Annotated in this window: 19 protein-coding genes and 1 tRNA gene; 13 read left to right on the forward strand and 7 right to left on the reverse strand. The window is 41.4% G+C overall.

Features of this window, described 5'->3' with window-relative positions:
- Positions 1-13: 13 nt before the first annotated feature.
- Positions 14-496, forward strand: a complete 483-nt coding sequence (locus FWF39_RS01200) for a hypothetical protein (RefSeq protein WP_343381611.1) — start codon at positions 14-16, stop codon at positions 494-496.
- A gap of 257 nt (positions 497-753) precedes the next feature.
- On the opposite strand, the gene FWF39_RS01205 is transcribed toward FWF39_RS01200, so the two are convergent.
- The 5 genes from FWF39_RS01205 to FWF39_RS01225 all read right to left on the reverse strand — a co-directional run bounded on the left by FWF39_RS01205 (position 754) and on the right by FWF39_RS01225 (position 5,327).
- Complete coding sequence (locus FWF39_RS01205) at positions 754-2,328, reverse strand: recombinase family protein (protein ID WP_343381612.1); 1,575 nt, start codon at positions 2,326-2,328, stop codon at positions 754-756.
- Positions 2,325-2,489: a hypothetical protein gene (locus FWF39_RS01210; protein WP_343381613.1), complete on the reverse strand. Its 165-nt coding sequence runs from the start codon at positions 2,487-2,489 to the stop codon at positions 2,325-2,327. The genes FWF39_RS01205 and FWF39_RS01210 overlap by 4 nt, the downstream gene beginning before the upstream one ends.
- A gap of 250 nt (positions 2,490-2,739) precedes the next feature.
- Entirely contained in the window at positions 2,740-2,946 is a 207-nt protein-coding gene (locus FWF39_RS01215; RefSeq protein WP_343381614.1) for a hypothetical protein, read from the reverse strand.
- A gap of 140 nt (positions 2,947-3,086) precedes the next feature.
- A complete protein-coding gene (locus FWF39_RS01220; protein ID WP_343381615.1) occupies positions 3,087-4,328 on the reverse strand; it encodes a hypothetical protein in 1,242 nt (413 codons plus the stop codon).
- 258 nt (positions 4,329-4,586) lie between these two features.
- On the reverse strand, positions 4,587-5,327 hold the full coding sequence (locus FWF39_RS01225) for a hypothetical protein (protein ID WP_343381616.1): 741 nt from the start codon (positions 5,325-5,327) through the stop codon (positions 4,587-4,589).
- A gap of 476 nt (positions 5,328-5,803) precedes the next feature.
- Between FWF39_RS01225 and FWF39_RS01230 the strand changes: the two genes are divergently transcribed.
- From FWF39_RS01230 to FWF39_RS01240, 3 genes are all read left to right on the forward strand, one after another.
- Positions 5,804-6,328: a hypothetical protein gene (locus tag FWF39_RS01230; RefSeq protein ID WP_343381617.1), complete on the forward strand. Its 525-nt coding sequence runs from the start codon at positions 5,804-5,806 to the stop codon at positions 6,326-6,328.
- A gap of 18 nt (positions 6,329-6,346) precedes the next feature.
- The gene (locus tag FWF39_RS01235; protein ID WP_343381618.1) at positions 6,347-7,108 is read left to right on the forward strand and encodes an AAA family ATPase; all 762 of its coding nucleotides are present in this window, start codon (positions 6,347-6,349) and stop codon (positions 7,106-7,108) included.
- 77 nt (positions 7,109-7,185) lie between these two features.
- Complete coding sequence (locus FWF39_RS01240; protein ID WP_343381619.1) at positions 7,186-8,748, forward strand: recombinase family protein; 1,563 nt, start codon at positions 7,186-7,188, stop codon at positions 8,746-8,748.
- Positions 8,749-9,321: 573 nt separating this feature from the next.
- Here the strand turns inward: FWF39_RS01240 and FWF39_RS01245 are convergent.
- Complete coding sequence (locus tag FWF39_RS01245) at positions 9,322-10,638, reverse strand: hypothetical protein (protein WP_343381620.1); 1,317 nt, start codon at positions 10,636-10,638, stop codon at positions 9,322-9,324.
- 411 nt (positions 10,639-11,049) lie between these two features.
- Between FWF39_RS01245 and FWF39_RS01250 the strand changes: the two genes are divergently transcribed.
- The 6 genes from FWF39_RS01250 to FWF39_RS01275 all read left to right on the forward strand — a co-directional run bounded on the left by FWF39_RS01250 (position 11,050) and on the right by FWF39_RS01275 (position 15,661).
- Positions 11,050-11,187 (forward strand): C2H2-type zinc finger protein, encoded by a 138-nt coding sequence (locus tag FWF39_RS01250; RefSeq protein ID WP_343381621.1) that lies wholly within the window; start codon positions 11,050-11,052, stop codon positions 11,185-11,187.
- Positions 11,188-11,216: 29 nt separating this feature from the next.
- The gene (locus FWF39_RS01255) at positions 11,217-11,663 is read left to right on the forward strand and encodes a YbhB/YbcL family Raf kinase inhibitor-like protein (protein WP_343381622.1); all 447 of its coding nucleotides are present in this window, start codon (positions 11,217-11,219) and stop codon (positions 11,661-11,663) included.
- Between the two features lie 66 nt (positions 11,664-11,729).
- Positions 11,730-12,869, forward strand: coding sequence for a hypothetical protein (locus FWF39_RS01260; protein WP_343381623.1), 1,140 nt, complete (start codon positions 11,730-11,732; stop codon positions 12,867-12,869).
- Positions 12,870-13,026: 157 nt separating this feature from the next.
- A complete protein-coding gene (locus FWF39_RS01265) occupies positions 13,027-13,953 on the forward strand; it encodes an ABC transporter ATP-binding protein (protein ID WP_343381624.1) in 927 nt (308 codons plus the stop codon).
- Positions 13,950-14,801: an ABC transporter permease gene (locus FWF39_RS01270; RefSeq protein ID WP_343381625.1), complete on the forward strand. Its 852-nt coding sequence runs from the start codon at positions 13,950-13,952 to the stop codon at positions 14,799-14,801. Before FWF39_RS01265 ends, FWF39_RS01270 begins: the two co-directional genes overlap by 4 nt.
- A gap of 179 nt (positions 14,802-14,980) precedes the next feature.
- A complete protein-coding gene (locus FWF39_RS01275; protein WP_343381626.1) occupies positions 14,981-15,661 on the forward strand; it encodes a DUF996 domain-containing protein in 681 nt (226 codons plus the stop codon).
- Positions 15,662-16,306: 645 nt separating this feature from the next.
- Here the strand turns inward: FWF39_RS01275 and FWF39_RS01280 are convergent.
- Positions 16,307-16,460: transfer RNA gene (locus FWF39_RS01280), tRNA-Tyr, on the reverse strand.
- Between the two features lie 362 nt (positions 16,461-16,822).
- Here FWF39_RS01280 and FWF39_RS01285 point away from each other — a divergent pair.
- The 3 genes from FWF39_RS01285 (at position 16,823) to FWF39_RS01295 (ending at position 23,225) form a co-directional block, all read left to right on the forward strand.
- Complete coding sequence (locus FWF39_RS01285) at positions 16,823-17,041, forward strand: hypothetical protein (protein ID WP_343381627.1); 219 nt, start codon at positions 16,823-16,825, stop codon at positions 17,039-17,041.
- 97 nt (positions 17,042-17,138) lie between these two features.
- Positions 17,139-18,104, forward strand: a complete 966-nt coding sequence (locus FWF39_RS01290) for an ATP-dependent 6-phosphofructokinase (RefSeq protein WP_343381628.1) — start codon at positions 17,139-17,141, stop codon at positions 18,102-18,104.
- Positions 18,105-18,536: 432 nt separating this feature from the next.
- A complete protein-coding gene (locus FWF39_RS01295) occupies positions 18,537-23,225 on the forward strand; it encodes a hypothetical protein (protein ID WP_343381629.1) in 4,689 nt (1,562 codons plus the stop codon).
- The last annotated feature ends 133 nt before the right edge of the window (positions 23,226-23,358 follow it).

Consider the following 23,358-nt stretch of genomic DNA (forward strand, 5'->3'; position numbering starts at 1 on the left):
GGGCGTGTCATGCTTGGACGAAAAAGATAAACGCACCCATGTAGAAACGCTTCAATCCCTGCAAAGGGACATCAACTTTTTAAAGAAATCCAGCGCAAATAATCCCTCGCTTGAAAAAATTATAGATACCTTGCGAAACTCCCAGACCCAACTTTACGAAGCCCTCGCCCAGCACGGCGTAACAGCTGAAGAAGTGCATAAAATCATAGTTGAAAACAGCGACAAACAACTCATAAACGAAATAATGAAACTACAAGGTCTAAAAGACCACATCAATAAACAACTCATTAACCCCGACCTAACCCCCGAAAAACGTCAGTCCCTCGAAAAATCCCTCACCCGAACCACCCAAGCCCACGCCGATAAATGGCAAGAAATCATCAACAGCCCACGCAGAGCCGACCTAATCCGCAAAATCGAGCAAGCCCAAGCAAAACAACTCAAACGACAAAACCGCACACGCGACCGAACCCCCGACCACGAACGCACACGTTAAAATTAACACACATGAACTATGTGGGAAACTGCCAAGTTACCAACAGCCCACAAGCGGAACTATTTATAACTTCAAGCACAGCAGTTAGGCACAAAACCCAAAGACAGCTAATAAAAAACCACATACATAAAACAACGTAATTTTTGGGGTAAGCAGATAATCATTCAAATCACCACTTCATTTTTTAGTTTGCCCCCATTTCATGCGGATTTTTTGGACAATCGTAAACGCCTATACATACTTCCATATAATGGAAATTACGTTTGTCCTAATTTTTCCACAGAAATAAAGGGATTTTTGAAATTATAGGTGATAAAAATTTCTTTGTCTTTGGAGATTTCAATCTTGTCAATCAGTTTCATTAAAATGGATTTATCCACAATGTCAAAATGGGATAATTGTTTAATCAGTTCCTTGTAGTCGCTTTTTGTTGCGGGGCGGGTCTGCTGTTGTTCCAATTCGGCAAGACGGCGTTGCAACTGTTGCAACTCTGTTGAATATTTGCGGGATACTTCAAGCAAAATAGTCTCATCAATTAATCCTTTGAGCTTATCAACGTACAAGTTTTTGATTATTTGGCGAGTATCATCTAATTTTGCCTTAACTTGCTTTATCTCCTCGCTTACGTTACCCTGTTCTTGCGGCTTCAGACACGAAAACTGTTCACAAAAATCATCTTTTAACGTCTGCTTTGCAATCCTCTGCAATTCGTCAAGAACGTATTTTTCAACAAAATCTTCCCGCAAAGCGTTACTATGGCATGCTTTAAGCCCAAATCGCGAATAAGCAAGACATAAAACATAGTAACGAGGCATACCGCCTCTATAGGTCATTTTTCCGCCGCATTCCTTACAAAACAGCAAACCATTCAACAGATGGCTTCTCTTTCCGTTTTTCACATAATTATTTGCCTTTTTGTTCAGCAAAATTTGTGCGCTCTCGAAGTCCGCAACTGAAATAATGCCCTCATGTGTAGCTTCTGCCGTTACCCATTCTCTAAAGGGTACAATTCGCGTTTTATTAACCTTATAATTGACTTTTTGCGTTTTTCGCTGTGTTAAATTTCCGCAATAAGTAGGGTTACGCAATACCGCCCGAATATTTTCCCTGTCCCACAAAAAATACTTCACATTGATTGTTTTGTAGGTGGGAAGTGTGCGTTTCTTGTGCGCCGACGGACACTCCACGCCCTCGTCGTTTAAGATTTCCGCAATAGCGACCGTGCTTTTGCCGCTCAGAAACAGCGCATAAATTTGCCGTATTACACCCGCCGTTTCTTCATCAATTAAAAGCCGATTGTTATTAGTTGGGTCTTTGATGTATCCATACGGTGCAAAACTCCCGATAAACTGCCCCGTTTCCTGCTTGGTCTTAAAACACGCCCGAACCTTTTTTGATATATCCTTTGCATACATATCGTTAATTACTGCTTTGAAGGGGCTTATGTCGTTGTTTATCATATCGGACATTGTGTCAATGCCGTCATTTAGGGCAATATATCGCACATTTTTTGTTGGAAAATACCGCTCCAAGTAATAGCCCGTGTCGATATAGTCGCGCCCAAGTCTTGACAAATCTTTTGTGATTACAAGATTGATTTTCTTTTTTTCAATGTCTGTTAGCATACGCTTAAAGTCGGGACGGTCATAATTCAAACCGCTAAAACCGTCATCAATGTAAATCCCCGCAATATTCCAACCCTGCTCCAACACATATTGAGTTAGAAAATCACGTTGGTTGATAATGCTCTCAGACTGTTTGTTTACTTCATCCTCCTTTGACAGCCTTAGATACAAGGCGGTATTATATGTTGTTAGATAATCGTTAATCATTGGCTCACTTCCTCTCTCGAAGCGGCGTTTGATGTGATTATCTGCTTGTGGATATTTTCAAGATTGACTTGGCGAATAGCTTCGGCAAGCAACCCCTCAAAATCCATCCCACAATCAGTATAACAGGTATGTATTGTTATGTCAACTCTGCGAAAAACCATAAAAAAATCACCCTGTACATATTTATGCGCTGTATGGCGGGGATATTTTCAGTTTTTTGCATTATGTATTTTGCACCATATATTTTTATAGTTGCAACCGACCAAACTTTAAGAGGTTAACATGTCCAATTATGCGAGCTTGGAAATGAGGTTCAAAATTGGCATACTAAAAGAGTTACACAGTCGGCAACTCATAACGCGCGAGGAATTGGAAAAAGCTATTAAAAATATGGGTTAGAAAAATTTGTCTTTATGCGGTTGGCAGGGTTTTGGATGTTGACTTGCGGCTTACAAGGTACATCCCGGAGCCTATCAACAGCAGTCCAACACCCATTAAACTTAATTCTAAACCAAATGAGAATATTGCTTGAAAGACAAATATTGAGCCAAACACCATAAAAATAAGCGCGGTTGTCATTAATAGCGATTTATAGTATACTTCATTAGTAATTCCCATTTTTAACTCCTCAAAGCAGTTGCCAGTTATGTCTTTTTAACTTTTCCTTTTTTGCTGAAAATAATAAATAAAAAACGGTGGTGACACCGCTGTGGTTTATTTGTGGTTTAATTGCTATCACCGTAGTTTTGTCTTTCGTGCTAATTGTATACGCCGATATTATCAATGTATATCCAAGACATGCGATTATCGTAATAGCAAGCTATTGCAAGATATTTGAAACTGTCAGTCGTTTTCCCGCAATCAATGTATTCGTCGGTATTTTTGTTGATATACATTTCTTTGACTAAAGACCACGGTCCGCTAGTACTATTGGAACGATAGACATACACATGACTACCCCCGCCGGTTACCATCGAGTGTCCATATATGTAAATATGCCCTTTTACGCCCGCACTTGGCGTCATCGTTACAAGTGCCGTTGCATGGTAACCGAAACCGCCTGAATTTATATCACCGAATTGCGTATCGGGATGGTCTCCCTGCATCAATGAAGGGTCACGGACAAAAGCGCCGCCGCCGGTAGCTGTATTATCCTGCGCCACATGTGCCGCCCAACCTACTGTTGCAGGGCCTCTGAACTCATAAGTTACCTGTTGAGTAGTCGATGTGGTTACAGGTGTCCCTAAGCCGCCGCCCGGAATCACAGTAGCCACTGTTATGTCATATTTAACGTTGATAGTATATATTCCGGGAAGGTCGGGGTCGCAGTGCAATTTAAAGCTGTATTGAAACCCTCGCTCTTTCTGTGATGCCGATACAAAATTTGTTGCTGAATATTTTGTCCATGCAGAGTTGGAATTATAGTCGTGTTCGACTTTAAAGCCGAGCGTAGGGTCACCGAGAAAACCGCCGCCAAGACCTTGACCCATAGTTACAGCAGTAGTTATCATTGTTGGGTCTAGAATCATAATTGCACTGTAGATAGCGGCCAACGCTCCGCCCCATTCCTCGCCATTAGACGCGGGGCTGACTAAATGCTTTCTTTCATCAAAATCCAAGCCGCTAACAGCTTGACCGTTCGGCTTTGTCGCAGATACAGTAATTTTCATCTCAGTAATCATTTGACCGCCTGTGTATGCGACTTCCAATGCCGGATAAAATTTTGCGTCATTTTCTCCGCCCACTCTGTCTTGGGCTATCTGGACACCGTAATAGCCGGATGCAACCCCATTAACTGTGCCTGTTTTAACAGGGATGCTCACAATACGGCTGGGCGATGAACCGCTATCTTGCAACTCATCGTTTCCTGTGTAGGCTGTTCGATTGTCGTCTGTATACAAATTTGAGTCTGTATCTGTACCGCTGACACCGCCAATTAAAAATAACGATGCCATAAGGACAGTTACAAGACAGATACTTATTATTTTAATCGTTTTCATATTTTTTCACTTTTCATCTTACTCATAATATGAGTGACGAGAGAAATCATAAAATACATATTTAAACTTTTGGAAATAATAAAAATAGTGTAAAAAAATGCTTGACAAAGGCGGGGGGGGGTGCTATAATGTATAATAGGAGTAGCGCAACTGCATAGTTTTGTATCAAATTTAACAGAATAAATAAAACTTTGGGGTATCCCTCTGCGCTTACAATATTTGATTATGGATAAAAACACGCCAACTGAATGGCGCGATTTAAGTCCTTTTATTTCTGTGTGCCAGTGCCGGTAAAACTTTTTTCACTGCTTTAATTATGGGCGGTCCGGCTAACAAGATAAAAGGTATTTCTGTGGCTACTGTCCAAACAAAAAGGGGCAAGACGTAAACAACATCGAAAGGCACTTTGAAGTGGACTAAAAACAAGGGGCTCACAAGCCACACTGTTACAGAAAGCAAAAGACCGCCTGTGATTTGCCCGACTACGGCACCTATAGCGTAACTTCGCCATTCTTTCCAACGAATAGAAACCACTGCAATAGCAATTAAACTTACAATGATGGTTGATATAAAAATAATTAAGAATGTGTTGGTTGACACCATTCCATAAGACGCAATGTCGGGAAGCAAGACAATCGAAAGAATCAACAATCCGGCAGTTGCTAAAGACACGCATGTAAGGGCTTGCTTCAAACTAATGTTTTTGGCTGACAAGTAACCAATAAGGAAAAACAAAATAAAATTGGCAGGAACACCCGCTATTAAACTTAAGAGGGGATTTCCGTGTGAAAATATGTCCATTATAAATATGCCCATCGCGCCGCTTATGCCGCCAACCCACGGCCCATAAAGCACAGCAAAAACCGCAGGAATAACCACTGCGGGAAGAAACGCTACGCCTAAAAAATTAATTTGCGCCGTTGCATATCCGAATGCCGCATAAAGTGAGGAACAAATAGCTATTACCGCGATGTTGTGAGTTGTAAGATTGATTTTCAATAGATATCCCCTAAAGTTGAAGGCACTTTAAATATTGTAAGTCAAATAAGTATTTCGTTTATTATGTTTAAACATGTCTAAACATTATGAATAAGGATAAAGTCAACTTGTGAAGAAGTGTCCAAAGCCATAAAAATCATAAACGGCAATAACGGTTGAGTTTGCGAAAAATAACCCATTGTCAAAGGCGTTTATTTTTTAGTTTGATGTTTTTAGTTGCAACCGACCGGACCTTGCGGCTATCCTGTCCAATCCTGCGAGTTTGAAACGGTGTTTTAAACCGGTATGCTGAAACCCGCATAGACGGCGACCTCTAATTTGTGCAAGATGAAAATGCCTAAAATATCAAACAATAAAAATTTTGTACAGACATTGACTCGGCGAGCATGATATGTTAAAATAGAATATGTAAAAAGTGGCAACTCACCATGCGCGAGTTTCGAGTTTTCGAGTTTTGATAGAGAGGAAGAAATTATGTGTCTAATTCTAAATATGCAAGCGTTGACGAGGCGGTAAAATGGACTATGGGGTTGGGTGAAAATGTTTTTAAAAATGCTCACAAATACAAAAATAAAGATAATATTTTGGAAGCTTTTGATGAAAAATTGCAATATGCAGATATAGCTAACTGGTACCCGAATAAGGAAATATTTTTTAAAGATTTCCCCAAAGAACTAAAAAACAGACTCATAAATAAAATAGATGAGAAAAATAAGTTAAGCAGAAAAATCTCACGACGCATACGTGATTTTCGCGCTAAGAGAACTATTGATAATAGTGTTGATTTACAAGAAACCGTTTTAGAAGCTCTCTTTATCTCGTCTCTACCTAACTGGTTAGCAAAATTTATAGACAAAGACAGTAAAGTAACGTCTACTCATTTTAACGGAAAAACTCATCATGATTGGAAGCATTATAAAAACGCAACATATACTTTAAAAAATCCAAATACATTTAGCACAAATTTACCGCAACTGCCGCAAAAAACATTAATACCTTAAAAGTGTAACATAATTTAAATGTCTTTGCAAACGGCGATTATAGTAGTAACGAGTGCTATATCGGGAGTAGCAGGGACTCTAGCGATTATTAGTTATTTTACTGATAAGATGGATTTCTTTTTTATTAGGCTACGTGGCGGAGTTCCAAAAGGCTTTTTGGTATTTATTACGGGAACAAATGGTGTTGGAAAGACAACCGTATCGAAAAAAGTAGCTAGAAAATTAGGAATTGAATATATTAATGTTAATCATTTAAGAGAAACTCTTCGTGCGGAAGAACATCTTTTCCAATCAAATTATCGTTATTCGATTTTAAAATCTTCTTCATATTTGTTGCCAAGTTCAGAGGAGTTTAAGATACAATGTGAAGTAATGAGTCCGGCAATCAAACAACTTTCGATATATCTTCAAAATATGGGTGAGAGCAGTGTGTTTGATGGAATAAACATTTCACCTGCAAGATTACTTGTGTCCGGATTATCCGCTCATTATATACTGTTTGTAAATTTACAGGTATCAGAGGATAAACAAGGAAAAGAGAAATTGTTAGAAAGGCTAAACTCCAAAAATATAGAAAACAAGGTTAAAGAAAGAAATTCATATCTCAATAACATAGACAAAATAATGGCAACACGTCATGTAATAGATGAGGATTTTGCCACAGTTAATGAAAAGATTACTAGCAATCACAATATACACACAAAAGTGATAGATACCACAAATATATCTGCGGAAAAGGTTGCGGGCATGATTATGAGTGAAATTCGCAAAATTAGATGATGCCAAATTCACACAAAACCTACTAAAACTATAAAAGTAATATAAGAGTAGTTATAACACACGGGTGCTGTGTTTTTATGAAGCGTGTCGCGGCTTATTGCAGGGTTTCGACCGAGCAAGATGACCAGTTAAACAGCTTAGAGAATCAGAAAAGGTATTTTGAGCAGTATATTGGCGGAAATTTTGACTGGGAATCTTGCGGTTTATATGTTGACGAGGGCATAAGCGGCACGAGTGTTGAGAAGCGTGTTGAATTTCAACGGATGATAACGGACGCTGAAAATAAAAAATTTGATTTGTTGCTCACAAAGGAAATAAGCCGTTTTGCGAGAAACACGCTTGACAGCATATTTTACACACGCAAGTTAAAGGGGTTGGGTATCGGGGTGGTGTTTATGAATGACAACATAAACACGCTTGATTCTGACGCAGAATTAAGACTAACAATTATGTCAAGCATCGCCCAAGAAGAAAGCCGAAAGACCTCCGAGCGGGTACGCTGGGGACAAAAACGACGCATGGAACAAGGCGTAGTCTTCGGGTCGGGCGTATTTGGGTATCATCTCGAAAAAGGCAAACTCTCCATAAAAGAAGATGAAGCCAAAACCGTCCGACACATATTTGACCTGTATTTGTCAGGCATGGGAATTCACCGCATAAGCAAAGAGCTTGAAAACAAAGCCATACCCGCACCAAAGGGTGATGAGCGATGGAAAAACGCGACTGTGTTGCGTATGCTCAAAAACGACAAATACACAGGAACACTAAGACAAAAAAAACAGATAACAACCGACTTTCTAAGCCACAAACGCAAAACCAACGAAGGCGAAGAAAACTACATCACCATAGAAAACAACCACGAACCCATCATAACCACCGAAACATTCAACAAAATACAAAAAGAACTTACACGCAGAAGAAACGCTACAATAGAAAAAGGACGATACTCCAACCGACATGTATGGAGCGGAAAAATCAAATGCGCTTACTGCAACTCAACCTTCAAGCGCAAGGACATGAAAAACGCTGACAGAACATTTTGGCAATGCACCGAAGCGATGAAGTACGGCAAAGAAAAAGTCAACGCCGCAGGGCAAAAAGTGGGATGCAACTGTCAAACGGTACATGAGCAGTTTTTGAAGGCAAACTTTTTAGCTGTGCTGGATGCGGCTATTGAAAACAAAGATGCGGTTGTGCTGGAGCTAAAAGAGCGGGTACGCCACGCCATAGACGAAAGCCCCAACAAAGGAACCGAGCTAAAAGAGGTCATGGCTGATCTTGACAAAGTTGCCGCTCGCAAGTCAAAGTTAATAGAGATGTATCTTGACGGAATGATAAAGCGTCCCGAATTTGAAAAAACCTTCGCGGGATATGAAAAACAACAAAATCACCTGCAAAAACGGCTGTCGGCTCTAGATAGCGAAAACAAAGTTGCGGAAGATTTACGCCAAAAATTAGAGAACATAGACCAAGCCGTTGAAAATTTGGCGCGGCTCAAAGAATTTGGCGATTCGATATGCGGCGAAGTGCTTGCCAAGGTCGTGGTCGAGGGCAGAGACAAAATGACATTTTACCTAACAACGGGTGAGAATACAAACCCCGTCTTTTTTAAAATACCACTTTTGACAACACAGTATTGACAGCATTTCTAAGTTCCCTCTCGGTACTAACCACTCTATCAGATGCACCCAAAACAAAAGGAAAAACACCACCGCTAAATACAGAAACAAAACAAGAAAAAAACAACACCACAACAAACAATAAAGAAACAAAAAAAGCCACACTATAGAAACAACAGAAATGGACATTAGATTTAACAGCCATATACATTGAGATAACCTCGCAGTGGTGTATCTTAGAATTCAACATACTTTAAAGACAGGTTATATAATTTACTACAAAAAACCCACTGAAAACACGGTTTTAGAGTTCTCCCAGTATCGGTTCACAGCCAACGGTACACCCTAATACAAAGGCTCAGAAACTATACCACGATCTTGAGGATAAAACCCTGTGTTAGTCGGATGAGACCCACTTTCAGCTTTAGCCTTTAGATAGAGGATTATTTGATCACTCAAATTTCTTTTAAGTGACAAAAGTACAGTTTAGGTTTTAACAGACAAGCTTACTTTGACTCATAAGTCTGCTCTTTGGCATAAAAACAATCAGCAACACTTGAAAGAACCAACGATAAGGTACTCCACATTAATGCACTACCATCTTGTAAACGGAAAAGTTGGAGCTCCATGGTCCACAACGCTGCCACTGGCTACATCATTACCTTTGGAGACAGCATTATTATTAGTAATCACACCACTTGCCCTGTTAAAAATGCCATCATTATTGTATACACCACCACCGTAAATTGCTGTGTTGTTAGTAATTACGCCATTAGACATACTAAAAAGACCAGACACGAAAAAAGTATCATCAGGCTTAACTTCAGCAAAGACATTAGAGTTATACACACCGCCTCCATGACCTCCAGCGTCATCTATGGCTGTGTTGTCAGCGATTACTCCACCTGACATAGTAAAGTTGCCATTGTTACATACACCGCCTCCATCTAGAGCTGTGTTACCATAAATTTTGCCACTTGACAACTCAAAGGATCCAGGTCCCACATATATGCCACCGCCATTACGGTTAGCTGTGTTATTAGCAATTAGCGCATCACCACACATTTCAAACGTATTACCACCATATACACCCCCGCCATTTTCAGCCGTATTATTAACAATCACGGCATTATCTGACATACTAAAAGAACCCCCACAACTAGTTAAAGCATGATTCACAAATACACCCCCGCCATTTTCAGCCGTATTATTAACAATTAGCGCATCACCACACATTTCAAAATGACCCCCAAATGCACACACACCACCACCACACCCAGCGGTGTTGTTAGCAATCACACCACCAGACATCACAAAAGAACCCCAATAACCAATATTCACGCCACTATCTTTGTTGTTAGAAATTATGCCACCAGACATCACAAAAGAACCCCCGTGAGCAGCATATACGCCATCACCAACATATCTAGTGGCCAAGTTTACGCCACTATCCTCATTATTAGTGATTAGACCGCCTACCATCTCAAAAGTGCCAAAATTTGCCACTCCGCCACCACCAAATAACCCCATAGTGTTACCGGAAATTTCTCCATCCAACAAAATGAGCACACCATCAAACTCAACAAATACGCCCCAGCCCTCAGCACCTGACACATGAGTTACAATGATGCCATCAAGTCTCAATATGCAACCATCATTAACAATAATAGTATCCTGTGGATTATCGGGATCATGTTTACTTGCTCCAATTAGTTTAAAAAAATTAACGTTGTTGTTGCTTGTTAGGGTGATGTTTTTATTGGCAGAAATAACAAGTGACTTTGCAAGTTTGATATCTTTGTCAAGTGTGATAATTGTAGGTTCCAGGGCATTATCGACAGCATTTCTAAGTTCTTTTTCGCTCCTAACATGTATAGTACCATCCAAGATAGTATCCTCTGAATTTATCATAAATGCACAAACAGCCAACAACGAAAAAATTAACAACACAACTATCAGGGCAAGTAATATCATAGTGTTACGCGAATTATGAACCTTAAACTTAGACCCAACAGCCATACGCATATGTCATCTGCCTTGTATAAACACACAATAATGCAGAGTGCTAATGTATCTTGTGTTTTTGGAGGCAAAAGAGTGGAAGTATAATTGTGAAGCAGAAGATTTCTACGTTACTTAGCAACCAACAGGTTAGAATCTGCCTAAGTTGTGGTCCGACAAGTTCTCATGGAAAGTAAAGACGACAAACTATGCATTCAGTTCAACTCATAAAATGTTTGTTTTTACGCAACTGAGTATCATATTGCAGTCACAAATTTATTTAAACGCTCAAAAGTCTCTGCTGACAAAGGAGGTCACATTATGCCTATGAACATATATGAAACCTTCAAGTGTCCCATCTGTAAAACAGAATTCATAAACCCTGAAGAACTTCGAGTTCACAGAATCAACACCCACAAAGGCCAAATCCACGAAATCGGTCTGGGAGCTTTCCCCTAAACACCAACCATGTTTAATTGAGGGTATATATGAAGCCACTAATAACACTAACTTGTTCTGCCTTCAAAGAAGGGGAAACCATTCCAGAAAAATACACCTGTATAGGTCAAAATCTAAATCCACCCCTAAACATTGAAAACATACCTAAAAATACAAAAGGTCTTAGCTTAATTTTTGAAGATCCCGATGCACCAAACGGTGTTTTTACTCATTGGCTAGTTTGGAACATTCCCGTCTCCACAAAGAGCATATCTGAAAATGCCAAGCCGAGAACAGAGGGATTAAACAGCAACGGCAAAATTGGATACATGGGACCCTGTCCACCCAGTGGTAAACCACATCGATATATCTTTAGAATTTATGCGCTTGATATTGAATTAAAGCTTGAAGCCGGATCGGATAGAGATGCTCTTGAGCGGGCAATGCAGAGCCATATCATCGCAGAAGGCAATTTGAGAGGGATATTTAGCCGATAATTCAATGAGAATCGAGTTTTCAAAAGTTAAATATGGGTTCTTTGTTTGTGTGTTTAGTTGAGCGATTTGAACCGTAGAGTTGTTCTTTACATTACTTCAGCGGCCATTATCGTAATTATTTTCTCGCTTTTTTTGGGTCTTAACTGGACAGAAGTTAATCAAGCAAGTGAGAGGGAATTCTATGTTGGGGTTGAATATGCTTATGGCGGCCAAGTTGAGGAGGTTAAAGCATTGGTGGATAAAGTTAGAAATTATACAAACTTGTTTATCATGGGCTCAGTCGATGATAATTTTAAAACAAACCGTAGCGCATTAGATGAAGCCTGTGACTACATAGCTGGCGCCAAACTACACCTTATAGTTCTATTTACGGATAGCAACCAATACAACTATTCCATCTTTGATTGGATGACTAAAGCTGAACAGAAATATGGTAATCTGTTTCTGGGTGTTTATCGCTATGATGAACCGGGCGGTAACCAAATAGACACCGGACCCACAAGCCTCATCAAATCCGGTACAACCTACACCGAAGTCGCTGAGAACTATACTAACACAATAAAAACTATCTTTGTTGACAACTATCTCAAAGCGGCACCCCGCATTTTTACTGCCGACTATGGACTCTACTGGTTTGATTACAAAGCAAATTATAGCACCGTTTTTGTTGAATACGTTGGCAATGAGAGCCGTGCACGCCATATTGCACTAGGCCGAGCGGCGGCAGAAACCTTTGCTAAAGACTGGGGAGTCATCGTCACATGGAAATATGAACAACCACCCTACATAGAAAGCGGAGAAGAACTCTATAGCGATCTCGCATTAGCTTATGCATGTGGCGCCAAATACGCAGTTGTTTTTAGCTATCCCCAAATCGGTGAGTATGGCATTCTAACCGAGGAGCACTTTGAAGCTTTAGAGAAATTCTGGCATACCCGCCACAATAATCCAGATAGCTTAGGCTCCAGCCCAGCCAATATCGCCTATGTGGTGCCCGCGGATTATGGATTTGGCTTCCGCCGCCCCAACGACACCATCTGGGGACTATTTCCTGCTGATGAATTAGCTGAAAAAATCTACACAGACATAGAAACCCTGACCAATAGATACGGAGCACAACTAAACATTTTTTATAATGAACCCCAAACTGAGGCCATACTAAAGAACTACACAGAAGTTTTCTATTGGAACCAAACCCGCCCATAAAACCAAGGCATAGTAACTGTTAGAAACTAAGGCAACAACTTTTGACGACTTATGCGCTCAAAAAAGATAAAAAAAGATAACTTTACAACATATTGTTTCTTGTGTGCACAGCTCATGTGTATTTTTATGTTTGGGAGTTCATCTAATATTGATGGATATGTCGTCCAGTGAAGTTCTCATCGAAGCTTCAGGTTTAACCAAGAAATTCGGTGAATTTGTTGCGGTTGATCATATCGATTTTGAAGTGCATCGAGGTGAATGTGTCGGTTTTTTGGGGCCAAACGGCGCTGGCAAGACCACGACTGTGCGTATGATGTATTGTTTTCTTATGCCTACCTCTGGTGTACTCAAAGTGGCGGGGTTAAGCGTTAACACTAGTTGTCGGGAGATCAAAGCATTGGTTGGTGTGGCGCAACAGGAGGATAACTTGGATCCTGACTTCTCAGTTATAAAAAATCTCACTGTGTATGCGCGGTATTTTGATATTCCCAAAGCAGAGGCACTCAAACGGGCCGAGGAGTTGCTTAGGTTTTTTCAGTTAGAAGAGAAACGTGATGTTTCGATAATGGCGCTCTCTACGGGTATGAAGCGCCGATTGATTTTTGCTCGAGCGTTGCTCAACAAACCCCAAATTCTGCTCTTAGATGAACCTACTACGGGACTAGATCCGCAGGCACGGCATTTGGTTTGGGATGAGGTTCGGTTGCTCAAAAAGCAACAGGTGACGGTGATTTTGACTACGCACTATATGGATGAGGCGCAAATTCTCTGTGATCGCATCTTAATTGTGGATCAGGGTAAAATCATCGAGCAGGGCACCCCTGCTGATCTTATCAAAAAACATGTGGGTACCGAAGTTTTAGAAATGGACTATGATCAGAAATTGATGCCGCTTCTCAAGGAGGCGTTTGGGGAGGCTCGTATGGAGCGTTTGGGGGAGCGGATACAAATATTTACTGATCAACCGCATGGAGTGTTTGAGGGGTTTCTTAATGAACATAAACTCCAAAATGTATCGATACGTAATGCCAACATTGAAGATGTTTTCTTAAAATTAACCGGCAGAGGCTTAAGAGAAACATGAGTGAAGGGCACATCCGCAAATCACCCGCAAAATTCTCCATACCCCGCCTATCGTATCGTGTCTGGAGAGTATGGCGCCGCAACATTGATGTATTTTTCAAAACAGTCAAAGTTAATTTTTTTCCATCTCTTTTGGAACCGATGCTCTATCTCTTTGCCTTTGGTTTTGGTTTAGGCGGCTTTATACCCAATATAGCTGGACAGCCATACATCAATTTTATCGCGCCTGCATTGGTGGCGGTGGCCATCATGAATGGTGCTTTCTATGAGTGTACATTTGCATCGTTTGTACGTATGTATTTCCAGAAGACCTTTGATGCTATAGTTGCTACGCCTGTGAGTGTGGAGGAAGTTGTTGCCGGTGAGCTACTATGGGGTGCTACCCGAGCCACTATAAATGCGTCGATTGTTTTGTTGGTTGTTGCTATGGCCGGTTTGTTTACACCTGTACCGTTGGTTAGCTCGCCGTTGTTTTTGCTTGCGGTACCCCTTGCGTTTTTTGGCGGGCTTCTTTTTGCATCCATTGCTATGTGCTTTACTGCCGCGGCATCCAACATTGATTTCTTTAATTACCCCACCTTTCTCTTCTTAACGCCTATGTTTTTTTTGTGTGGGACTTTCTTTCCGTTGACTTCTCTGCCGGTTGCCGCGCAAGGATTAGCCATGGCGGTTTTGCCGTTAACACATGTCATAAATGCAACTCGTGCCCTTTTGGTTGGTACTGTGGAACCAATTCTGGGTTTGAGCACAAGCACGCTTCTCTTAGTAAGTTCCATTTGGCTGGTAACTGCTACCTGTTTCTTTTTTGTATTAAGCATCAATTTAATGAAAAAACGCTTAACAAGCTAGGCATAGACCACGGTATCCGCATATATTTTTTGCACAGTAAAAACAACCTACATAACATCAATACAAAATGTAACGTAACAAAGATATGCTTAAATTAAGTGCCTTGTGATAGCGAGTTGCCGCATAATAGACAAACAACTAAATAGCCGTTTATCTAACAGCTTTTCAGAGGAATAACAATGAGCTTAGACATTAACACAAGTAAAACAATAGGCGGTATAGGTGCACTTCTGGTATTTATCAGCGTATTCACAAGTTTCTTGCAAATTCTCTATGTTCCCAACATCATGATGGTTTTAGGAATAATTCTGATACTAACTGGTTTATACGGTTTAAGCATCCACTATCGCGATACGGGCATCTTTAAAAAATCACTCATTGGCACAGTCATGGGGATAATTGGCATAGTTGTAGCAGTAATCATCCTTTTTGCTCTGCTTCTGCCAAGTCTTGTCCCTCTTGTACAAATGTCGTATCCTGGATGGGATGGCAATTGGAACACACTGCCAAACATGACGCTGGACACAAGCTTAATGGATTCAAATGCAATTTGGGACACTCTTTCCCCAATACTCACTAACATAATTATTTTATTTGCTGTTCTGTGCATTTTTTCTATAATTGCAACGTTCTTTATCAGACAATCACTAAAACAACTGAGAGAAAAATCAGATATTGGCTTATTTGAAACTACAGGGACATTGATGCTCATCGGAGGATTCTTGACCATCATCTTGATAGGATATATTTTAATTTGGATATCGGTTCTGCTTTTAGCAATTGCATTCTTCCAGATTAAACCTCAAGAACCAACACCCCAGTATGACACATATCAGCCATCGCCACCACCAATCCAATAACTGCCCACCACTTTTCTTTTTTTCAAACGGTTTGAGCATTTGGCAACAATCCATGGCGCTGTTTGCGATTTCCAGGGTACTATACCTTTTAAGTGCGTATCGTTGGATTTTAGCAATACCTTTACAGGTTCGATGGATTAAGCGTCCACCGTAATACATACCTTCACCCTTGTCTTTTCATCCACATAGAGCATAGGCCTTATGGCTCACGTAATTTTTGTGATGTGATTAAAAATATTTTGAATTTTATAAAAGAAATGCTTGACCAAATTAGGATTTGCCTACATTCTGTAACGCTTCAATTTCATAAAACCGACATTCATCAGCATTTTTAATCTGTATCAAAGCTTGATAATATGCCCAATTTAGTCTAAAGTGCAATTCGCCAATCAGTGATTAGCGGTTTACATTCTCAGGTTTAGCATAATTTAATTGTTGAATTGATGGACATAAATTTGGCAGAACTGGCCGGCATTTTTTAAATTTTCTGGACAACAACGGAAAAAATGATAGCTATCCATAATAACACAAAAATCGGCCATCAACCATCATCAACCGTAAAGGCACATAACTGCGATTATTTGCATAATTTGATGGTGGTTGAGTATCTAAAATAAGCACAAAAACTACCTGATAGATTTTTTTTGGTCGGGAGAGCAGGATTTGAACCTGCGACAGCTCGGTATCTGTGGCCTAGACAGGCTAGAATGAAGCCCACCATGGGTAGACCTCTACAGCTTCTCCACATACTAATCAAATTAGTATGCTCGAGAGCTCTGCCAGGCTGAGCTACCTCCCGCAAGATTCCATAAAAACAACGTGAGAGCATTTATGTGTTTTGGAAGACTAGACCCAGAATAGAGCAATTGACGGTAAAATGATTAGATCAAGGTCTTAATTGCTCCAAAGATACGATGAGTACCATGTGTGTATATCCAAAAGTCGGCCAGCTGAACTTGGTTTTGTGAATATAGAATTTAACGATAGAACAAAGACAAGGCTTCATTTGTTTAATGAATAATTTGCGATTTTTAGAACAAAAAACGCAAAGATACATACAACAGTATCATACTGCAATGCCTAAAACAAGTAATCGATGTTAAATGATAAAAAAGGGTTATTAACATCGAGCAAACAATAAGTATCTGGAATTTGAAGACTTTGAATAAATTTGGTAAACTAGTAGCAATACTTGCAACATGCCAACTTATAGCAGGGTTGTTTGGCGTAATAGCGTTATCTCTGGGATTATTCGGTCCGTCAATTTATGCTTTAGAACTTACTGAGGGCGTGTTGTTGTGGCCGGAGCTTTTTGCGCTCTCGATAGGATTGGTCGTAACGGCTAGCATATTTTTAGTCCACATCCGACGCAGAAAATAACCTCCTAAAGATTGTTCAGTCGCTAAAGTGTTTACAATGGGTAAACTAAACGTTTTAATCTTTAACAATGCTGAAGATAGAGACAGAGGATAGGGCAATGACTAAAACTATTGGGGTTCTCACATCAGGCGGTGATGCGCCAGGTATGAATGCGGCCATTCGTGCGGTCACTCGAGTCAGCTGTTTTAGGGGTTTTAGTGTTATCGGTTTTGAACGGGGTTGGGATGGTCTGCTGACTAACTGTCATCGCAAACTTACGCCGCGCAGTGTTGGCGGTATAATTCAGACTGGGGGCACCATACTGCATACTTTGCGGTGTTCTGCTTTTGAACAGTCTCATAATCAAGAAATTGCGGCTGAAACGCTTCATAAAAATAATGTTGATGCTTTGGTGGTGATAGGGGGGGATGGTTCGTTTAGGGGTGCTTTGGATTTGAGTAGAAAAAGCGGCATTCCCATGTTTGGTATCCCCGCAACCATAGATAATGATGTTTTTGGTACCGATGAAACTATCGGATTTGATACGGCAGTTAACACTGCTGTTGAGGCAATTGATAAAATTCGTGACACTGCCATAAGTCATGAGCGTATTTTCATAGTAGAGGTTATGGGGCGTAAAAGAGGATTTTTGGCGCTTCAAGTTGGCATCTGTGTGGGCGCAGAGGTTATACTCATTCCCGAAAAGCCCCTAGACACCAAAGAAGTAATTAAAATCATGGAAGCAAACGCTAACAAAGGTAAACGGGCAGGGATAATTGTTGCCGCTGAGGGGTTTGGAGATTCAAGTAAACTTGCTCAAGATATACAACAACAAACAGAGTCCGAGGTTAGATTATCTATTCTGAGTTATGCCCAGCGCGGGGGTAGTCCGACAGCGCGCAGTCGGTTTTTGGCGAGTTTGTTTGCTGAGCATGTGGTGGATTTAATCAGGGCAGATAAGAGCAACCTTGCAGTGGGACTGCAAAACGGTGCAGTAACCAGCATCCCACTGGAGCTATCTGCTCGGGAACCTAAGATTTTGGATTTACGGTTGCTCAAAGTTGCGGAAATGCTCTCGATTTAGGTTCATCCGTAAACTAGTTGTGAAACTTGGTCGACAACTCACTTTGTCTTGGCACCAAATTCACTCCTCAGTTCTAAATTCACCTTTTGCGGATATATCCAATCCTTACATAAGTAGATGCAATTTAGTGTGAACTAAGAAATAAAACGAGCTTAATTATACGATACAAGTAATGCGGGCCATATATGGCTATATATAGAATATTTAATATATAGACAATCCTAATATTCTTATTTCTAACATACCGTGCATCAATATAGGCCATATACGAATCGGGAGCGCATAGTATGAACCAGCTAACTAATTTTATTCAGCCAATAAATAGTTGGCACCTTATCATAAATCCTGTTTTCAAGAGCTTAATTGCAAACACCTTGTTTGCACACTCAGCATTAATTCAAACCACCCCTAAAACTTCAAATGTGAGAACCAATGTTTAACCAAAAACTAAACAAAACCATAAAATCAAACACATACACAAACACTAGCCCTAAAACAAGCGCACAAAAACGCTATCGAAAAAACACCATGCTCACACTCCTAACCTTAATGTTTGTGCTAGTGTTAGTTTCGTCTGTTGTTTATACGACAACATTTAAAGGTGATTCCCAATTTGCCTCAGCATACACGGTTAATAGCTCGGTTAGTAATGAGCTAGACCTTAGAACTGCTGTTGCTACCTCAGGAACAGTTGCAACTCAATATGTTATCGCATTAACAGATAATATAGAGCTTACCAGTTCTACACTTACCATACCTGCAAACGCAAACGTTGTGTTGATAAGTGAGAATGTTGGACCTTGGAAGCTTATTGGACCAAATGGCGAGAGCACTATTACTGTAACAAGTGGTAGTGAATTGGTGCTTGATGGGATTGTTGTTACTCATAAAAGTGGTGATATAGGTAGAGGCGTATATGTTGAATCGGATGCTAAACTTACCCTAAATAGTGGAGAGATCTCAGAAAACAACATAGACTATGAACCTCATAGTGACGATACTGATGGCGGAGGCGTTTATAACTGGGGCAAATTTATCATGAACGGGGGTACGATCCAAAAAAACTCAGCTTATAATGGCGGCGGAGTGTATAACATAGTCGCCTTTGAGATGAAAGATGGAACTTTATCGGAAAACACCGCTTCTGGTGCCGGCGGCGGAGTTAGTAACTTGGGCATTTTTGTGATGGAGGAGGGTATTTTCTCTAAAAATAAGGCCGAAGATGGCGGAGGCGTTTTAAATGGTGTTAAAGGTACATTTACATTGATTACGGGCACTTTTATAGAAAACAAAGCTGGATCGTATGGCGGCGGAGTGTATAATGATGGCCCCGATGGCACTTTTACCACTCTTTTCACCATGAGAGATGGCACTTTCTCCAAAAACCAAGCTGGTGCGGGTGGCGGGGTGTATAACTTGGGCACCTTTGAGATGTATGGAGGTATTATTGGCAGTACAACTGTAACCGATGGCAATATCGCCGACGACAGCGGTGGAGGGGTCTTCGATGATGGTTATAATAGTGTTTTTAACATGTATAACGGCAAGATCTCCAACAATGTTGCACACTTTGGAGGTGGGGTAGACGGTGATGCTGGCGAATTTAATATGTTGGATGGTACAATTTCAGATAATACTGCAACTTATGGTGGAGGCGTTTTAGTTTGGAACAGTATTTTCAACATGAAGGGTGGTGTAATTTCTGATAATACAGCCACTAAAGACGGCGGAGGCGTGTACAATTGGAAAAGTGTCTTTAGTATGTTTGACGATGCTGTCATCTCAGATAATAAGGCCGATAATTATGGTGGAGGCGTGTACAATGATGTCGCCGCCACATTTAACCTGAAAGGTGGTGTGATTTCGGGCAACACTGCCGCTGAAGGTGGTGGGGGTGTGTATAATGTGGATATATTTAATATGTTAGGTGGTGTGATTTCGGGCAACACAGTTTCTGGCACTAGTCATAGTAACCGTGGCGGGGGTGTGTATAATATCGGTTATGACGCCATTTTTAATATGGTTGGTGGCATAATCGGTGGAAGTTATAGTGAGAGTAATTCTGCTTATGACGGCGGAGGCGTGTACAATGAGGACCAGGGCACCTTTACAATGTCGGGTAATGCAACCGTATTGGGTAATAGAGCTACTTTTGGCGGCGGAGTCTACAATGATGACAGCAAATTTGTCTTAGGTGACCCCACATACCCAGAGATAGTCCGCATCTCAGGCAACACAGCCTCAAGCAACGGCGGAGGAGTATACAACGCAGGCAAAACAGCCCTCTTCAACATGTATAGCAACACAATCATCTCAGATAATACAGCAGGCATCGACGGCGGGGGTGTGTTCAATGTCAACGCAGGCGTCTTCAACATGTATGGCGGCCAAATTCTAACCAACTCAGCAGGCACCGGCGGCGGAGGAGTAGACACAAGCGGCGAATTCACCATGTATAGTGGAAGAATCGCATACAACACCGCACTGGGAGCCGCAGGAGTACTAAACTACCGCCACTTCAACATGATAGACGGAGAAATCACCGATAACACCTCCACCGGATACGCCGGAGGAGTAGAAAACAATGGAAGTAGCGCACTAGGACTTGCCACCTTTAACATGCAGGGAAACGCAATCATTGCCAACAACACCGCTGATTATGGTGGAGGAGGTGTATACAACGCATACAACGCCATATTTAACATGCGTAACAACGCTCTAATCACAAACAACAAAGCGCTAAGCTCCAGCATTTCAGCAGGCCGAGGCGGTGGCGTACACAACAGCGACAACGCCACCCTAAACATGTATGACAACACCATTATTTCAAACAATTTAGCCCTCTATGGTGGCGGCGTATTTAACGACTTCAACACCACAACAAACATGGCAAATGACTCAGCCGTCAAAGACAACACGGTTTCATTTTATGGCGGCGCAGTATACAATTGGAACCCCTACACCACTGCACCATCACTCATCAGCATGACTGACAGAGCAACCATCTCAGGCAACACCGCAAACTGGTATGGCGGAGGCATACAAAACACCAACAGCAGCATTATTCGCATATCAGGCCAAGCAGTCATCGCCAATAATTCGGCACCCTATGGCGGCGGCATATTCACCATAAGCACACTACCCAACGCAGTTACCATAAATGGCGGCACCATAGCCAACAACACCGCAAGTCTTGGAGCAGGAATATACACAAACAGCCAACTCACCATGACCAACGGCATCATCGCAAACAACACCGCAACTGTTGACGGCGCAGGCATCTATATAGCCCCAGCAGGCTTTGTGGAGCTACGAACTGGATTGGTTTATAGCAATATTGCAGACAACAACGGTGGAGGAATATGGATAGCCTATGCAAACCTAAACCATCTCTTTGTCTATGACGGTATGGTATTTGCAAATAACCGTGCCTCAATGGCATACAACCGAAACCCCATAGACGACGCACTATACCACTCCCAAATAGGCATCAACGTAATCTGGACTGTCCCCTTCAAGCAAGGCTATACCAACTATGACATAAGCTACATAAACGGCACACCCCTAACAAACTGCACTATAATCTATGACCCTGGAACCCAGGGCACCTGGCAAGCCATCGATGAAACCTACACCAGCTTAGCGTTTGGTGCATCCACACCAGTATTTGGTACCAACTCAGGCGCCGACACAGCAGTTGATCACACCGGAGGATATCGGTTTACAGGCTGGCAACCAACATGGTCCCCTATAGTATCAGGCAACATAACCTACGTAGCCCAATGGGCGACGACCACCGAACCCGTATTTTACACTATAACCTATAATGGCAACGGATACACAAGCGGAACAGTACCCATGGGTGGCTCATATCCATCGGGTCACTCTGTACTTATTGCCGCTCAAGGCAACATGGTTCGAGAAGGGTTTGTTTTCCAAGGATGGGCCTACACCTCAGATGCAAAAACACCCGACTTTGCCGCCGGCTCAACTGCATATCTTATCCTCACAAAAGATGCAACGTTGTTTGCAGTATGGCTTAAGGAAGGCACTTCTTTGATGTATACAGTGACATATTTACCTGGTGAGTATGGTACTTTTGATGCTGTTAGTTATGTGTGCGCTTTGGGTGATTTGACCCCTGAGGCACCTGTGGTAACGGGTCAATCGGGCTGGAGCTTTATCGGCTGGTCACCTAACCCAACGCCTACTGTTGAGGGTGATGCCACCTATGTGGCACAATGGGAACAAAACAACCCGACTCCCTCACCCACTGCGACACCCACACCAACATCGACACCAACACCAACAACACGCCCACCAACATCGACACCAACACCAACACCAACAACACGCCCACCAACATCGACACCAACACCAACACCCATACCAACATCATCACCGTCTCCGAGTCCAACTACATCACCTCCTGGGGGAAATGTAGATGAGAAGCCGATTTGGGCGCTTGTAAATCTAATATTGAGCATAGTTGGCGTCATTTTGGCAGTCGTGCTGACTTTGTATGTGCTGTTGCAACGCAATCAAAAACATAAAAAACAACAAGCTCAAGATCAAAAGAAAGATACTAAAGGACAATACAGTTCAAATCAAAAACAAAAAAACACAAACACTGACAATGATGACGATCATACCGAGGGGAAGAAAAAGCAGAAACAACGTCGGCTCTTTTGGTTTTTGTTAAGTGTTATAATGGGTATTGTGGGTATTGTTGTGTTTTTGTTAACTGAGGATATGTCTCGGCCCATGGCTCTAGTGGATAACTGGACTATTGTGAATGTTATCATATTCATAGTCGAGTTGATTGCTATAGTGCTTACTTTCAAACACACAGACAACAAGGCTGAGTCTGTTACTTATACGGTACAGTATTATCTGCAAGGTACCAAAAATCCAATTGCAGCTAGTAAGACATCTGGGTTTGGTTCAGTTGGGGTTAGTGTAACTGAATATGCACCCGCTATTTCCGGCTATATGGTAACGGGTAAGAAAGAGATATCTTTGACACTCAAAGAAAACCCAACTAACAACGAGATTATCTTCTACTATACACGGAATACTGACGAAGACAAAACGAAGCAACAAACCAGAAGCGGCAACTAAAGAGGCAAATACTACCTCAACTACCTCCTCTTAAGCAAATGGCCAACTTACTCTGGCCTCTTTTTAGTTTTAATCAAATAATTAATTTTAATTAATTGATAGACTCTATGAGGTGAGAGGCCCTTTGGAAAAA

It is taken from the genome of Candidatus Bathycorpusculum sp., from assembly GCF_009778815.1.
GTDB classification, from domain to species: domain Archaea; phylum Thermoproteota; class Bathyarchaeia; order Bathyarchaeales; family Bathycorpusculaceae; genus Bathycorpusculum; species Bathycorpusculum hydrogenotrophicum.

Excerpts from the sequence above, each read along its gene's own strand:
- FWF39_RS01295 (WP_343381629.1), top strand. The coding sequence starts at position 18,537 with ATGTTTAACCAAAAACTAAACAAAACCATAAAATCAAACACATACACA.
- FWF39_RS01270 (WP_343381625.1), top strand. The coding sequence starts at position 13,950 with ATGAGTGAAGGGCACATCCGCAAATCACCCGCAAAATTCTCCATACCC.
- FWF39_RS01245 (WP_343381620.1), bottom strand. The coding sequence starts at position 10,638 with ATGATAAATTCAGAGGATACTATCTTGGATGGTACTATACATGTTAGG.
- FWF39_RS01290 (WP_343381628.1), top strand. The coding sequence starts at position 17,139 with ATGACTAAAACTATTGGGGTTCTCACATCAGGCGGTGATGCGCCAGGT.
- FWF39_RS01235 (WP_343381618.1), top strand. The coding sequence starts at position 6,347 with ATGTCTTTGCAAACGGCGATTATAGTAGTAACGAGTGCTATATCGGGA.
- FWF39_RS01220 (WP_343381615.1), bottom strand. The coding sequence starts at position 4,328 with ATGAAAACGATTAAAATAATAAGTATCTGTCTTGTAACTGTCCTTATG.
- FWF39_RS01205 (WP_343381612.1), bottom strand. The coding sequence starts at position 2,328 with ATGATTAACGATTATCTAACAACATATAATACCGCCTTGTATCTAAGG.
- FWF39_RS01210 (WP_343381613.1), bottom strand. The coding sequence starts at position 2,489 with ATGGTTTTTCGCAGAGTTGACATAACAATACATACCTGTTATACTGAT.
- FWF39_RS01250 (WP_343381621.1), top strand. The coding sequence starts at position 11,050 with ATGCCTATGAACATATATGAAACCTTCAAGTGTCCCATCTGTAAAACA.
- FWF39_RS01240 (WP_343381619.1), top strand. The coding sequence starts at position 7,186 with ATGAAGCGTGTCGCGGCTTATTGCAGGGTTTCGACCGAGCAAGATGAC.
- FWF39_RS01255 (WP_343381622.1), top strand. The coding sequence starts at position 11,217 with ATGAAGCCACTAATAACACTAACTTGTTCTGCCTTCAAAGAAGGGGAA.
- FWF39_RS01215 (WP_343381614.1), bottom strand. The coding sequence starts at position 2,946 with ATGGGAATTACTAATGAAGTATACTATAAATCGCTATTAATGACAACC.
- FWF39_RS01265 (WP_343381624.1), top strand. The coding sequence starts at position 13,027 with ATGTCGTCCAGTGAAGTTCTCATCGAAGCTTCAGGTTTAACCAAGAAA.
- FWF39_RS01275 (WP_343381626.1), top strand. The coding sequence starts at position 14,981 with ATGAGCTTAGACATTAACACAAGTAAAACAATAGGCGGTATAGGTGCA.